13 protein-coding genes and 1 pseudogene are annotated in these 13,795 nt (G+C 66.2%); 9 read left to right on the top strand and 5 right to left on the bottom strand.

The window, feature by feature from the left end:
* Positions 1–89: 89 nt before the first annotated feature.
* The 4 genes from Q0Z66_RS10520 to Q0Z66_RS10505 form a co-directional block, all read right to left on the bottom strand.
* Positions 90–422, bottom strand: coding sequence for a LysE family transporter (locus Q0Z66_RS10520; RefSeq protein ID WP_298040872.1), 333 nt, complete (start codon positions 420–422; stop codon positions 90–92).
* A gap of 98 nt (positions 423–520) precedes the next feature.
* Positions 521–1,015, bottom strand: coding sequence for a MarR family transcriptional regulator (locus Q0Z66_RS10515; protein ID WP_298040871.1), 495 nt, complete (start codon positions 1,013–1,015; stop codon positions 521–523).
* Positions 1,012–2,628, bottom strand: a complete 1,617-nt coding sequence (locus tag Q0Z66_RS10510) for an MDR family MFS transporter (RefSeq protein WP_298040870.1) — start codon at positions 2,626–2,628, stop codon at positions 1,012–1,014. Before Q0Z66_RS10510 ends, Q0Z66_RS10515 begins: the two co-directional genes overlap by 4 nt.
* A 190-nt stretch (positions 2,629–2,818) precedes the next feature.
* Entirely contained in the window at positions 2,819–3,499 is a 681-nt protein-coding gene (locus Q0Z66_RS10505; RefSeq protein WP_298040869.1) for a YqaJ viral recombinase family protein, read from the bottom strand.
* Between the two features lie 278 nt (positions 3,500–3,777).
* Between Q0Z66_RS10505 and rplJ the strand changes: the two genes are divergently transcribed.
* The gene (rplJ, locus tag Q0Z66_RS10500; protein WP_298040867.1) at positions 3,778–4,266 is read left to right on the top strand and encodes a 50S ribosomal protein L10; all 489 of its coding nucleotides are present in this window, start codon (positions 3,778–3,780) and stop codon (positions 4,264–4,266) included.
* A 48-nt stretch (positions 4,267–4,314) separates the two neighbouring features.
* Positions 4,315–4,695 carry a 50S ribosomal protein L7/L12 gene (rplL, locus tag Q0Z66_RS10495; protein ID WP_298040865.1) on the top strand — a complete coding sequence of 127 codons (381 nt, stop codon included), beginning with the start codon at positions 4,315–4,317 and terminating at the stop codon, positions 4,693–4,695.
* Positions 4,696–4,750: 55 nt separating this feature from the next.
* On the opposite strand, the gene Q0Z66_RS10490 is transcribed toward rplL, so the two are convergent.
* Positions 4,751–5,755 (bottom strand): LacI family DNA-binding transcriptional regulator, encoded by a 1,005-nt coding sequence (locus tag Q0Z66_RS10490; RefSeq protein ID WP_298040863.1) that lies wholly within the window; start codon positions 5,753–5,755, stop codon positions 4,751–4,753.
* Positions 5,756–6,017: 262 nt separating this feature from the next.
* Between Q0Z66_RS10490 and Q0Z66_RS10485 the strand changes: the two genes are divergently transcribed.
* The 7 genes and pseudogenes from Q0Z66_RS10485 to Q0Z66_RS10455 form a co-directional block, all read left to right on the top strand.
* Positions 6,018–7,334 (top strand): extracellular solute-binding protein, encoded by a 1,317-nt coding sequence (locus tag Q0Z66_RS10485; RefSeq protein ID WP_298040861.1) that lies wholly within the window; start codon positions 6,018–6,020, stop codon positions 7,332–7,334.
* Between the two features lie 103 nt (positions 7,335–7,437).
* Positions 7,438–8,577, top strand: a complete 1,140-nt coding sequence (locus tag Q0Z66_RS10480; protein ID WP_298040859.1) for a carbohydrate ABC transporter permease — start codon at positions 7,438–7,440, stop codon at positions 8,575–8,577.
* On the top strand, positions 8,574–9,527 hold the full coding sequence (locus Q0Z66_RS10475) for a carbohydrate ABC transporter permease (protein WP_298040857.1): 954 nt from the start codon (positions 8,574–8,576) through the stop codon (positions 9,525–9,527). Before Q0Z66_RS10480 ends, Q0Z66_RS10475 begins: the two co-directional genes overlap by 4 nt.
* A gap of 42 nt (positions 9,528–9,569) precedes the next feature.
* Complete coding sequence (locus Q0Z66_RS10470) at positions 9,570–10,934, top strand: cystathionine beta-synthase (protein ID WP_298040856.1); 1,365 nt, start codon at positions 9,570–9,572, stop codon at positions 10,932–10,934.
* A 52-nt stretch (positions 10,935–10,986) separates the two neighbouring features.
* Positions 10,987–12,141 carry a cystathionine gamma-synthase gene (locus Q0Z66_RS10465; RefSeq protein WP_298040854.1) on the top strand — a complete coding sequence of 385 codons (1,155 nt, stop codon included), beginning with the start codon at positions 10,987–10,989 and terminating at the stop codon, positions 12,139–12,141.
* Between the two features lie 194 nt (positions 12,142–12,335).
* Complete coding sequence (locus tag Q0Z66_RS10460; protein ID WP_298040874.1) at positions 12,336–13,565, top strand: multidrug effflux MFS transporter; 1,230 nt, start codon at positions 12,336–12,338, stop codon at positions 13,563–13,565.
* 33 nt (positions 13,566–13,598) lie between these two features.
* Positions 13,599–13,795: pseudogene (locus tag Q0Z66_RS10455) on the top strand (phosphatase PAP2 family protein); the annotation flags it as partial.

Raw genomic sequence — 13,795 nt, 5'->3', positions numbered from 1 at the left:
TGTTGGGTGGCTTTCTTGCGTTAACGCGTGTTTTCGCGTGCTGAGCCATCCCGGTCTCCGGGATGGCTCTTCTTCGTAAGCACAGCCTCTCAGCCGACCAGGAGAGGGCTGACGAGGCTGACAGCAATCGCGCACATGACAAGGGCGATCAGCGCGTCGATGATGCGCCAGGCCTTCTCCGTGCGCAGCACTCCGCTGAGACGGGTGGCGCCGAACCCGAGGGCGACGAACCAGACCAAGCTCGCAGCGACCGCGCCACCGGCGAAGAGCCAGCGCTCATCACCATGCGTGGCGGCGATCGAGGCGAGCATGACGACGGTGTCGATATAGACATGCGGGTTGAGCTGGGTGAGCAGCATCGTCGTGGTGATCAGCGAGAGGCCGAGTCCGAGGCCGGCGAGGCCAGCGAAGACGGTGAGCACTTCTCGACGCTAGGCCCTGTGGGGCGTGAAGACCAGAGAACGATGAAGGCGCGCCGCACCCAGGGGTGCGACGCGCCTTCATCGTTCTCTGGGGTGCGTCAGGCCTCGCGCGCCCCCGTCGTGAGACGGTGCAGAAGCGCTGTGAGGGTCTGGATCTCGCTGAGATCCCAGTTGCTCAGGGCTCGCAGCATCCGCCCCTCCTGGGGGCGTCTCGCCTCGGCCAGCCGGGTGATGCCATCAGGCGTCGGAGAGAGGAGCGTGGCTCGACGATCGCTCGGATCCGGGGTGCGGGCGATGAGGCCTAGTCCTTCGAGCTCACGGAGAGTCCGACTCAGCTGTCCCTTGTCCATCTGCAGAGCATCGACGAGAACCGACGCTGTCGTGCTCTCGTAGCGAACGATCGTCGTGAATGTCTTGTACGCGGTGGGCAGGAGGCCCGGGCTCAAGCGCTCGGCGTTCTCCGTGACGGTGTGCCGGAAATGGGTGATGAGCTCGCCGAACTCCGACTCGAGGTCGGTCAGCGCTGCGACGTACTCCTCACTCAACGACGGCGCAGACGCTTCAGCGCTGCCGGGAGCCGAAACGCTCGTCATCGCTCGTCATCCTCCGGGCGCACGACCTGCACAGAGCCGGTCTCGGCGGTTGCAACGGCGAGTTCATTCGCTCGGAGCTGCTCGCGCACACGCTCGACGTTGTTCTGCTTGATGAGGGGGATGTTCGGCAGGAAGGCGATCGCGATCAGGCTGAGCACGGCGAGCGGAACGCCGATGAGGAAGGCATGCGAGATCGCCTGGGCGGAGGCGTCTTCGATGATGAGGCGGATCCCCTCGGGCATATCGCGGGTCGTCGGCAGAGCGCCGCTGGCGAGCTGTTCGGCGATGGCCTTGCCCTTCTCTCCGAGCGCTGCGATCGCGGCGCTGACTTCGGCGGCGCGATCGGTGAGCTGCTGCGCCATGCTGGTTGCGAGCACCGATCCCATGACGGCAACGCCGGTTGTTCCGCCCACGGTGCGGAAGAAGTTGACTCCGGCGCTGGCGACGCCGATCTCCTGCGGTGCCGAGGTGTTCTGCACGATGAGGACGAGGTTCTGCATCGTCATGCCGGTGCCGGCTCCGAGCAGGAACATGTAGATGCCCACGAGCCACAGCGAGGTGTCGTACTGCAGGGTCGACAGGAGGGAGGTGCCGGCGACCATGAGGATCGCACCGGTGACCAGGAAGCTCTTCCACTTGCCCGATCGGGTGACCAGCTGCCCGATCACCGTGGATGAGATCAGCATGCCGGCGGCCATCGGGATCGTCAGCAGACCGGCTTCGGTGGGGCCGTATCCGCGCGAGATCTGCATGTACTGAGCGAGGTAGACCGATGTGCCGAACATGGCGACGCCGATCGAGATCGACGCGAGAACTGCGAGCGTGAAGGTTCGGTTGCGGAACAGCGTCAGCGGGATGAGCGGCTCGGCGACCTTCAGCTCGACGACGATGAAGGCGACAGTCGCGAGGATGGCGATTCCCACCATGTAGAGGGTCTCCCAGCTCATCCACCCGTAGGAGGAGACATTGGAGACCCACACGAGAAGGAATCCGGCGGCGACCGAGAGGAGCACGATTCCGAGGTAATCGATGCGCACCTTCGCGGCACGGATCTGCTCGATCTTCAGAGTGCGGATGAGCACGATGATCGCGATGACGCCGAGGGGGACGCCGACGTAGAAGTTCCAGCGCCAGCCGACCGTATCGGTGAGCACGCCGCCGAGCAGCGGACCGCCCACCGTGGCGACGGCCATGACAGCGGCGAACAGACCCATGTACTTGCCTCGCTCGCGCGGGGACAGGATGTCGGCCATGAGCACCTGGCTGAGTGCGGCCAGGCCGCCGCCGCCGATGCCCTGGAACGCTCGGAAGGCGATCAGCATCTCGGAGTTCTGGGACAGACCTGCGCCCGCGCTGGCCAGGACGAAGATCGCGAGGGCCGCGATCATGAGATTCTTGCGATTGATAAGGTCGGCGAGCTTGCCCCAGATCGGGGTGGAGATCGCGGTCGTCAGCAGGGTCATCGTGACGACCCAGGTGTAAGAGGCCTGGGATCCTCCGAGTTCGGGGACGATGATCGGCAGCGACGTGCCGACGACGGTGGTCGACACCATCGAGCAGAACATGGCCAGCATGAGGCCGGAGAGGGCCTGAAGGACCTGTCGGTGCGACATTCGAGTCGTCGTCGTGGCTGTCGAAGGAGTGTGAGCGCTCATGCGCACCTTTCACTGTGTTGCGGAGAATGCGGTGGGCGCGACGGCACTGGCGCGCGAAAGTTGATAAAAGTCAACGATACGCCGAATGTTGACAAACGTCAACCAACTCCGGGTGGGGTCGCCGAAAAGCGGGAAGTGCGCGGGGTGGTCAGTCCATCAGTGCGAGCGCGCGGAACGCGTCCCGCTCGCGGAGTGCCTCGCGACGGGCTGCCGCGTCGGGGAGGGCCTGCTCCGGCGGGCGTTGCCCCGTCGTGCGGTGATAGAGCTCGTCGATCAAGCGGGTCGCCATGCCGACCAGCTGTGCGATCTCTCGATCGTCGCGGTCGATCCACACGGACTTGGGCTCATCGTGGATCACGCGGAAGTTGTCGTGCTCTTCCCATACGAAGAGGGTGCGCTCGGCGCCGAGCACGTGCTGCTGCCACCAGACCTGTCGCAGGTAGGTGCGCGGGATCGTGCGCCAGCTTTTATTCGTGGTCTTGATCTCGGCGAGCAGGATGCGCCCATCGGATTGCTGGACCACGCCATCGGGGGTTGCGAGGTGACGCTGCTCGATCTCCGCGCGGAAGAGTGCGGAGGAGGGGTGGATGCCGTGGGTCGAGGAGACCCATGCCGCGATCGCGGGTTCGCGCCGACGTCCGTGCTCGGTGTAGGCGTTGCCGGCGAAGCGGGGGCCCGCGCCGAGCTTGGAGTCGGCGGCGCGCTTGATGGAGATGTCGCTCGTGAGGCCTGCCACATCGGTGGCGGTTATGCCGCGGGCTCGAGCTCGGAGCCAGGCGACGCGGTCGCGGGAGTCCGCGACGATTCGCGCCTGAAGTTCCGGTGTCACCCTTCGAGGGTACCCGAGCGTGTTGTGCGTCGCCGCGGCCGCGCCGCGATTTGGGGTGCGGTCGGACGTGGGGTAAAGTTGTTGATAACCGAAGACCGCTGGTCATCGTTATGCGCGAAAGCGCCGAACGATCGAAGCACTGCACAGCAGGGCCCGCGCAGGTGACACGAACTTCTTCCGAGCTCCGTGCGCTTGCGCCGGAGCTTTTCTGTTTTCAGCCGCGGTCCAGGCCGATGTCCCACGCACGTGCGACATCTCGTACCCATCAAGGAGTGACCATGGCGCAGAAGGATGCATCGGTTGCCGAGCTCACGAAGAACTTCGAGAACTCGAACGCCGTCCTGCTGACCGAGTACCGCGGTCTGACGGTTGCCCAGCTCAAGGAGCTGCGCAACGCCATCCGTCAGAACGCTGAGTACGCCGTGGTGAAGAACACGCTGACCAAGATCGCTGCCAACAAGGCTGGGATCTCCGCGCTGGACGACGACCTCAAGGGCCCGTCGGCTGTCGCTTTCGTGCACGGTGACTTCGTCGCCACTGCCAAGGCTCTTCGTGACTTCGCCAAGGCCAACCCGCTTCTCGTGATCAAGAGCGGCGTGTACGAGGGCAATGTCCTCACCGCCGAAGAGGTCAACAAGTACGCCTCGCTCGAGAGCCGCGAGGTTCTGCTTGCGAAGGCAGCGGGCATGATGAAGGCAACGATGGCCAAGGCTGCGGCCACCGTCGATGCTCTTCGCGAAAAGCTGGAGACCGCAGAGGCCGCGTAAGCGTCTCGCGTCTTCTTCCCACAAACCCCATCTATTAGGAGATACATCATGGCTAAGCTCACCACCGAGGAGCTGCTGGAGCAGTTCGCAGAGCTCACCCTCGTCGAGCTGAACGACTTCGTCAAGGCGTTCGAGGAGAAGTTCGAGGTCACCGCTGCTGCTCCCGTCGCCGCTGCCGGCGCTGCTGGTGCAGGCGCTGCTGAGGCCGAGGAGGAGAAGGACTCGTTCGACGTCATCCTCGAGGCTGCCGGCGACAAGAAGATCCAGGTCATCAAGGCTGTCCGCGAGCTGACCTCGCTGGGCCTCGGCGAGGCCAAGGCTGTCGTCGACGGTGCTCCGAAGGCCGTCCTCGAGGGCGCTAACAAGGAGACCGCTGAGAAGGCGAAGGAGGCCCTGGAGGCCGCCGGCGCTTCGGTTACCCTCAAGTAATCGCGTCTCATCGCTTTTCGAATGCCCCGGGCTCAGGCCCGGGGCATTCGTGTTCTCAGCGCGGGGGAGCGGAGGAGTTGCGCACGACGAGGGTCGACGGCGCCTGGATGTGCTCGACCGCTGCGAGCGGGTTCTCGATGCGATCCAGGAGGAGCCGCGCGGCATCTGCGCCCTGTTCGCGGGGGCGCTGCCGAATGGTGGTCAGGGAGAACATCTCGGCGTTGTGGTGGTCGTCGATTCCGACGACGCTGAGCTCTGTGGGCACGGCGATGCCCAGCCGATGCGCGGCGATGATCGCACCGATCGCCATCTCGTCGCACAGCGCGACGATCGCGGTCGGGCGCCCGCGGCGCTCTCCGAGCAGGTCGACGGCGGCCGCATAGGCGGCGGGCATGTCTCCTGACGCTGCCGCGGTGATCGTGCGCTCGGACAAGCCAGCCGCCCGCATTGAGGCCCGGTAGCCCGCGATGCGCAGGGAATCGCCGAGCGCCGTCTGCCGGGCGGGGGAAGCGACGCCGATAAAGGCAATCTCGCTGTGGCCGAGGTCGATCAGGTGCTCGGTCGCACGCCGCGCCGCCGCGGTGTCGTCAATGCCGACCGAGCTCGTCCCTCCGTCGTAGGGACCCACGCTTACGAGCGGCGACGGCAGGGGCAGGAGCCGTTCGAGTTCGTGCGTGCGGGGTTGGAGGCCCGCGGCGATGATGCCGTCGTAGCGCCGACCGGGAAGGGCTGTGTCGAAGAGGCGGCCTCGGGCGGGCGACCCTTCGGCGACGCCGGAGACCGCCATGTCGTAGCCGTGCTCGAGGAGCGCGTCGTGGATGCCGGTCAACAGTTCGGTGAAGAACCAACGTCCGAGAGTCGGTGTGATGACTCCGACGGTGCGCGTGCGGCCGGTCGCCAGGCTGGTCGCCGAGGAATGCGCGATGTAGGACAGTTCCGAGGCGGCGGCGCTCACGCGCTCGCGCGTGGCATCGGAGACATAACCGCGACCGCTGAGGGCTCGACTCGCTGTCGCTTTGGAGACTCCCGCGAGGGCGGCGACATCTGCGATCGTGCTCATTCTTCGTGTCCTCTCTGCTGGCTCTCGGGCCAGATCACCACGCCAAGCGTAGTGTCTGCGAAACGAAATCGGGAACCGGTTCCACAGTGCAATCGCGGGAGCGCTCCCACCTTAGAGCCGAGGAAGGTTGTGAGCTTGTGACCTCGAACCATTGTGCTCGGTGGTGGGCGCGGGATACGTTGTCCCTGGAAACGGTTCCCCACCGGTTCGGTCCTGCGGGGCGGAGCAATCCGGGGACGTGAACTCGAAGAGGAGAAGTCACATGGCACTGTCACAGCGTTATCGGCGCCTGGCACCGGTCGCCCTTCTGGGGGCAGCCGGTATGGCGCTTGCCGGATGCGGGGCTCCCGGCGGGTCCGACGGCGGAGGCGGCGATGAGGGCGGCAGCAGTACCGTCACCATCTACGGCACGATCGTCGACTCCGAGGCGGAGCTGCTGCAGGAGTCCTGGGCCGGCTGGGCCGAGGAGAACGATATCGAGATCAAGTACGAGGGCAGCCAGGATTTCGAGACGCAGCTCGGAACACGCGCGCAGGGTGGAAACCCGCCCGACATCGCGATCTTCCCGCAGCCCGGTCTGTTCGCGGACTTCGCTGCTCGTGACTTCCTCAAGCCCGCACCGGAGGAGGTTGAGTCCAACGCCAATGAGTACTGGACCGAGGATTGGGTGAACTACGGCACGTATGACGGCACGTTCTACGGTGCGCCCCTCATGGCCAACGTGAAGGGGTGGATCTGGTACTCGCCGGCGAAGTTCACCGAGTGGGGTGTGGAGGTGCCTGCGACGCTCGACGAGATGACCGCGCTCACCGAGTCGATCCAGGCGGCTACGGGAACGCCGGCGTGGTGCGCCGGGTTCGAGTCGGGAACCGCGACCGGGTGGCCGGGAACGGACTGGATCGAGGACTACGTCCTGCGCCAGGCCGGACCCGAGGTCTATGACCAGTGGGTGACCAACGAGGTGGCCTTCACGGACACGCAGATCAAGACGGCCTTCGACTCCGTCGGAGCCGTGCTGCTCGACCCGGCTAACGTGAACGCGGGCTTCGGTGATGTGCGTTCGATCAACTCGACGGCGTTCGGCGATGTTGCCCCGGCACTGGCCAGCGGCGAGTGCGCGCTGACGCACCAGGCGTCCTTCCTCTCGGGCTTCTTCCCCGAGGGCACGACGATCGCGGAGGACGGCGACATCTGGGCGTTCATGCTGCCCGGTGAGAGCGCCGGAGACAGTGCCGTGACCGGTGCGGGTGAGATTGTGGGCGCCTTCAGCGATTCGGAGGCCACGCAGAAGGTTCTCGCCTACCTGTCGAGCCCGGAATGGGCGAACAGCCGGGTGAGCCTCGGAGGCGTCACCTCGGCCAACAACGGCCTCGACCCGGCGAACGCGCAGGACCCGATCCTGCAGGAGACGATCAAGATCCTGCAGGACCCGGAAACCACGTTCCGATTCGATGCGAGTGACCTGATGCCGGGCGCCGTCGGCGCGGGCACGTTCTGGAAGGGCATGGTCGCCTGGGTCAACGGCACGTCGACCGACGAGGTCCTCGAGCAGATCGAGACCGGCTGGCCGGACAGCTGATCCGCTGAGGGGTGGGTCGCATCGGAGCGGCCCACCCGTACCGGCCCGGGCATGGGCGCCCGGGCCGTCGAGACCCGCACACTGCCGTAAAGGGGACTGATCAGTGACCGCGAACGATTTCTTCGGATGGATCGGCTCTTTGCCGCCTGTGCTACAGGCCGTGGCCGTTGTCATCGCCTTCGGGGCGGTGGTGGCGCTGATCCTGTTGCTCATCGACGTGGCGCCGCGCTCCGGCGCCTGGTACACCGTCGCGCGGCTCGCGATGTGCCTGCTCGTCCCCCTCGCCGTCATGTGGTTCTTTCGCTCCTACTACTGGGCGATGGGCGCGGCGGTGGTCGTCGGGGGGATCTTCTTCCTCCTCGACTACCGATCCAGGCAGGGCAAGGGCTATCTGCTGCAACTGGTCGCCTTCCTCGCCCCGGCCTTCCTGCTGCTGATGGTCGGCCTCATCCTGCCGACGATTCAGACCTTCGTGGCATCCTTCATGAACTCCTCCGGCAAGAGTTTCGTGGGCCTCGCCAATTACGTCTGGATCTTCGGACAGCCGGACGGGATCCGCGTCGTGGTCAACACGATCGTCTGGGTGCTGGTCGTTCCGACCGTCTCGACGATCGTCGGCCTCGCCTATGCGGTCTTCATCGATCGCACCCGCGGCGAGAAGATCTACAAGGTGCTCGTGTTCATGCCGATGGCAATCTCCTTCGTCGGCGCCGGCATCATCTGGCGATTCATGTACGAATACCGCGGGCCGCAGTACGACCAGATCGGTCTGCTCAACCAGATCCTCGTCTGGTTCGGCGCCGAGCCGCACCAGTTCCTGCTCGATCCGCCGTTGAACACCCTGTTCCTGATCCTCGTCCTGATCTGGGTGCAGACCGGTTTCGCGATGGTGATCCTCTCGGCATCCATCAAGGGAGTGCCCATCGAACTGCTCGAGGCCGCTGAGCTCGACGGCGCCAACGCCTGGCAGCGCTTCGTCGCGGTCACAGTTCCCGCCATCCGACCCGCGCTGATCGTCGTGCTGACGACGATCTCGATCGCCTCGTTGAAGGTCTTCGACATCGTCCGCACCATGACGGCCGGAAACTATGAGACCAGCGTGCTGGCGAACGAGATGTACACGCAGTTCTCGAAGTTCGAGGCGGGACGCAGCGCGGCGCTCGCCGTCATCCTGTTCATCCTCGTGTTGCCGATCGTCATCTACAACGCACGCCAGATCCAGAAGCAGCGGGAGATCCGATGAGCACCCCGACCACCACTGACAGCACGCGTTCCATCACGACCGGCGGAAAGCTCAGCTCCTCGGCGGCGCGGACGCGCAAGAGGCTCTCCCGACCCTGGGCGTCAGCGGCATCCATCATCATCGCGGTGCTGTGGACCATCCCGACGCTGGGCCTGTTCATCTCATCGTTCCGTCCGCGCGAGCAGATCCTCACCAGCGGATGGTGGGAGTTCTTCCTGAACCCGCAGGTGACCGGCGAGAACTATGTGGATGTGCTGTCGGCCGGCACCACGCAGCTGACGATGCTCGAATCGTTCGTGAACTCGATCGCCATCACGATCCCCGCGACCATCGTGCCGCTGATGATCGCCTCCATGGCCGCTTATGCGTTCGCCTGGATCGACTTCAAGGGCCGCAACTTCCTGTTCATCTTCATCTTCGCGCTGCAGATCGTGCCGATCCAGATGGCCCTCGTGCCCTTGCTGAGCACCTTCTCCCGCGGACTGAGCATCTTCGGCGTGCAGGTCACGCTGCCGCTGGGCGCCTCCGACGGGTACGCGCAGGTGTGGTTCGCGCACTCCATGTTCGCTCTGCCGCTGGCGATCTACCTGCTGCACAACTTCATGTCCGAGATTCCCGGAGAGATCATCGAAGCGGCCCGGGTGGATGGAGCATCCCGCGGGCAGATCTTCTTCCGCATCGTGCTGCCGCTGACGATGCCGGCGATCGCGTCGGTCGCGATCTTCCAGTTCCTGTGGGTCTGGAACGACCTGCTGGTGGCGCTGGTGTTCGCCGACGGCGGGGCGGCGCCCATCACGAAGCTGCTCGCCGAGATCACCGGCACCCGCGGCAATGACTGGCATCTGCTCACAGCCGGTGCGTTCGTGTCGATCATCGTGCCGCTCATCGTCTTCTTCGCGCTGCAGCGCTACTTCGTGCGGGGGCTGCTGGCAGGATCCACGAAGGGGTAATACGAGGCCCGCGCGGGCGCCGACCACCGTACGCTGAGAGACATGAAGTACGCCGAGCACATCGTCGACCTCGTCGGCGACACCCCCCTCGTGAAGCTGCAGCACGTGACCGAGGGCATCGCCTGCACCGTGCTCGTCAAGCTCGAGTACATGAACCCGGGCGGATCGGCGAAGGATCGCATCGCGAGCCGGATCATCGACGCCGCCGAGGCATCGGGGGAGCTGAAGCCCGGCGGTACGATCGTCGAGCCGACGAGCGGGAACACCGGTGTCGGGCTCGCGCTGGTGGCGCAGCAGCGCGGGTACAAGTGCGTCTTCGTGATCCCCGACAAGGTCGGCGAGGACAAGATCGACGTGCTCCGTGCCTATGGCGCGGAGATCGTGATGACTCCCACCTCGGTCGCTGCGGACAGCCCCGAGTCCTACTACGGGGTCAGCGACCGGTTGGCGAGGGAGATTCCCGGCGCCTTCAAACCCGACCAGTTCGCGAATCAGAACGGTCCGCGCAGCCATTACGAGACCACCGGCCCCGAGATCTGGCGCGACACCGACGGACAGGTGACGCACTTCGTCGCCGGTGTCGGAACCGGCGGCACGATCACCGGGACCGGCCGCTATCTGCGCGATATCTCCGACGATCAGGTGCGCATCATCGGCGTCGACCCCGAGGGCAGCGTCTACTCGGGCGGCACAGGCCGTCCCTACCTCGTCGAGGGCGTCGGCGAGGACATCTGGCCGGAGACCTACGACCCGGCCGTCCCGCACGAGATCGTCGCGGTCGACGATGCCGAGTCCTTCGCCATGACGCGCCGCCTCGCGCGCGAAGAGGGGATCCTCGTCGGCGGATCCAGCGGCATGGCCGTCGCCGGTGCACTGCGCATCGCGAAGGATCTCCCGGCCGATGCCGTCATGGTGGTGCTGCTTCCCGATGGCGGACGCGGCTACCTGGCCAAGATCTTCAACGACCTCTGGATGCGCTCCTACGGGTTCATCGACGTCGAGGACGGCGATGCGGTCGCCGCGGTGCTCGCGGCTCGCGACGGCGCCCTGCCGGCTCTCGTGCACGCCCACCCCGGCGACACGGTGCGCGATGCGATCAGTATGATGTCGGAGTTCGGCGTCTCGCAGCTGGTCGTGCTCAGTGCCGAACCGCCGGTCATGATGGGGGAGGTCGTCGGCGCCGTGGATGAGCGCGGGCTTCTCGACCTGCTCTTCCGCGGAGCTGCGAAGCCGACGGATGCTGTGGGGGAGCACATCGCTCCCGGGCTGCCGCTCATCGGCATCCATGACTCGGTCGACAAGGCGCGGGCGGCGCTCGCCGAAGCCGATGCCCTGCTCGTGACCGTCGATGGCCGTCCGCATACGGTGCTGACCCGTCACGACCTCATGACCTACCTCGCGCGCTGATACGGAGCGTAACGCAGGGGCGCGCGGTGCCATCGCGACGTAGGCTGGGGGCATGTCCGATCACGCCTTCGCCACTCGCGCCATCCACGCCGGTCAAGACCCCGACCCGCTGACCGGAGCGATCATCCCGCCGATCTATCAGGCCTCCACGCATGTGCAGGACTCGGTGGGAGAGCTGCGGCAGGGCTACGAGTACAACCGTGCGGGCAACCCCACGCGCAGTGCTCTGGAGACGCAGCTCGCCGCCCTCGAGGGTGGCACTGCTGCGCTGTCGTTCTCTTCGGGCCTCGCGGCAGAGGACGCGCTTCTGCGCGCGATCCTGCGTCCGGGTGATCACGTGCTGCTCGGCAACGACGTCTACGGCGGCACGTACCGTCTGCTGGCGAAGGTCTTCGCGCCCTGGGGCATCGAGATGACGACGGTCGAGCTCGGTGACGCGGATGCTGTTCGCGCGGCGATCCGGCCCGAGACGAAGATCGTCTGGCTCGAGACCCCGAGCAACCCGCTGCTGAAGGTCGTCGACATCGCGAAGACCGCCGAGCTCGCGCATGCGGGCGGTGCGATCCTCGTCGTCGACAACACGTTCGCTTCTCCCGCGCTGCAGAACCCGCTCGCCTTCGGCGCTGATCTCGTCGTGCACTCCACGACGAAGTACCTCGGCGGGCACTCGGATGTTCTCGGCGGCGCCGTGATCTTCGGGGACGACCGGTTCTACGAGCAGGTGAAGTTCCAGCAGTTCGCGGTCGGCGCCGTCTCGGCGGCGTTGGACGGTTGGCTGACGACACGCGGCATCAAGACTCTCGCGGTGCGGATGCGTCAGCACAGTGCCAACGCTCAGGCCATCGCCGAGTGGGCCGAGGGCCGCCCCGAGTTCGAGACCGTGTTCTACCCGGGGCTGCCCTCGCACCCCGGTCATGAGATCGCCGCGAAGCAGATGAGCGGTTTCGGCGGAATGCTCTCGCTGGCGCTCGTCGGTGGAGCGGATGCTGCGCGACGGTTCGTCGAGTCGACGGAGCTGTTCCAGCTCGCGGAGTCGCTCGGCGGCGTCGAGTCGCTGATCGGCTACCCCTCCGAGATGACGCACGCCTCGGTGAAGGGAACTGAGCTGGCCGTTCCGGAGAACGTCATCCGTCTCTCGGTGGGCATCGAGGACATCGCGGATCTCATCGCCGACCTCGAGCAGGCTCTGGCGCGCATCGCGGGCTGATCGGCAACACCGCCGAAACATCCGCGGGCTAGCCTGGATGGATCTTGAACGATTCATCTTCTTCTGCTGCGCCCACATCCGACTCCTCGGCACCGGAGACCGGCGGCATCCGCGCCGTGACCGGGACGATCCGGACCTCGACCCCGACCGGTGCGATCCGCACCCTCGGGGCGAATCCGGCGACGGCGCCGATCATGCTGCATCCCGGCGATGCGATCTCGAATCGGCGGCGCACGCTGTACATCGTGCTGCTGGGCGCGCTCACGGCGCTCGGCCCGTTCACGATCGACCTGTATCTGCCGGCTTTCCCCGTGCTGGAAGCGGACTTCCAGACGACGTCGGCGGCGATCCAGCTCACTCTGACGGGCACGATGATCGGCTTCGCGCTCGGTCAGCTCGTGGTCGGACCGCTGTCGGACAAGGTCGGTCGGCGGGTGCCGCTCATCGTCGTGACCGCTCTGCACGTGCTGGCGAGCATCGCGGCCGCCGTGGCGCCGGATCTGCTGCTCCTCGGCGGTGCGCGCGTGCTCATGGGCGTGGGCGCGGCGGCCGGTGGTGTGGTGGCGATGGCGATCGTCCGCGACCTGTTCGGCGGGCGCCGCCTGGTCGTGATGCTCTCCCGGCTCGCGCTCGTCTCGGGCGTCGCGCCGGTGGTCGCACCGCTCATCGGCTCGTGGCTGCTGGGGGTCATGCCGTGGCGCGGGATCTTCGTCGTCCTCGCCGCCTACGGTGCGATCATGCTCCTCGCGAGCCTGTTCTTCGTTCCGGAGACTCTGCCGAAGGAGCGCCGCCAGGAGCGCGGCAGTTCGACGATCTGGCAGCGCTACCGCAGCGTCTTCAGCGATCGGGTGTTCATCGGCGTTCTGATCATCGGGGGCATGACGTTCTCCGGGCTCTTCTCCTACCTGTCGGCATCGCCGTTCCTGTTCCAGGTGACGCATGGTCTGAACGCCCAGCAGTACGGCTGGCTGTTCGCCATCAACTCCGTGGGTGTGGTCGTGGGCGTGCAGACCGCGTCGCGCCTCGCCTCGCGGTTCGGCCCGCAGTGGGTGCTCGCGTTCTCGACGGCCGTGCTGCTCGTCAGCGGTGCCGCGATCATCGTCGATGATCTCGCAGGGCTCGGGTTCTGGGGCACGGTCATCCCGCTGTTCGTGTTCATGACGGCCTGCGGGTTCTCGTTCCCCTGCGTGCAGGTGCTCGCGCTCGACCGGCACGGCAAGGCTGCCGGCACCGCGGCATCCGTTCTCGGCGCGACGAACAACGGCGTCGCCGCGATCATCTCCCCGGTTGTGGGTCTCATCTCGGCGGGGGCGGGCATCACGGCGTCGACGATGGCCTCGGTCATGGTCGGCTGCGCGGTGATCGGCATCCTCGCGCTGTGGATCATCGTGCGCCCGCGCACGGTCGAGATGCTCAATCCCTAGGAATCTGGATGCGGTGCGGGTGAGAATGGACGGATGTCTCGACCTGCGCTCCTCATCGGTGGGCTTGCGGCGATCCTTGTCGCCGTTGTTCTCGGCGCCTGGCTGACCGCGGCCGGCCCCGATCTGCCCTCGGCTGTCGATACGGCCTGGAACCAGTGGATGACCGAGATCCGCACGCCGGGGCTGGAAGGCTTCGCGCTGGTGATGAACCGGGTGGGCGGCGGCTGGAT

The organism is uncultured Microbacterium sp. (genome assembly GCF_947632095.1).
GTDB lineage: Bacteria > Actinomycetota > Actinomycetes > Actinomycetales > Microbacteriaceae > Microbacterium.
Note: the sequence above shows the minus strand (reverse complement) of the source record. Positions and strands in the feature narration are given on the sequence as shown.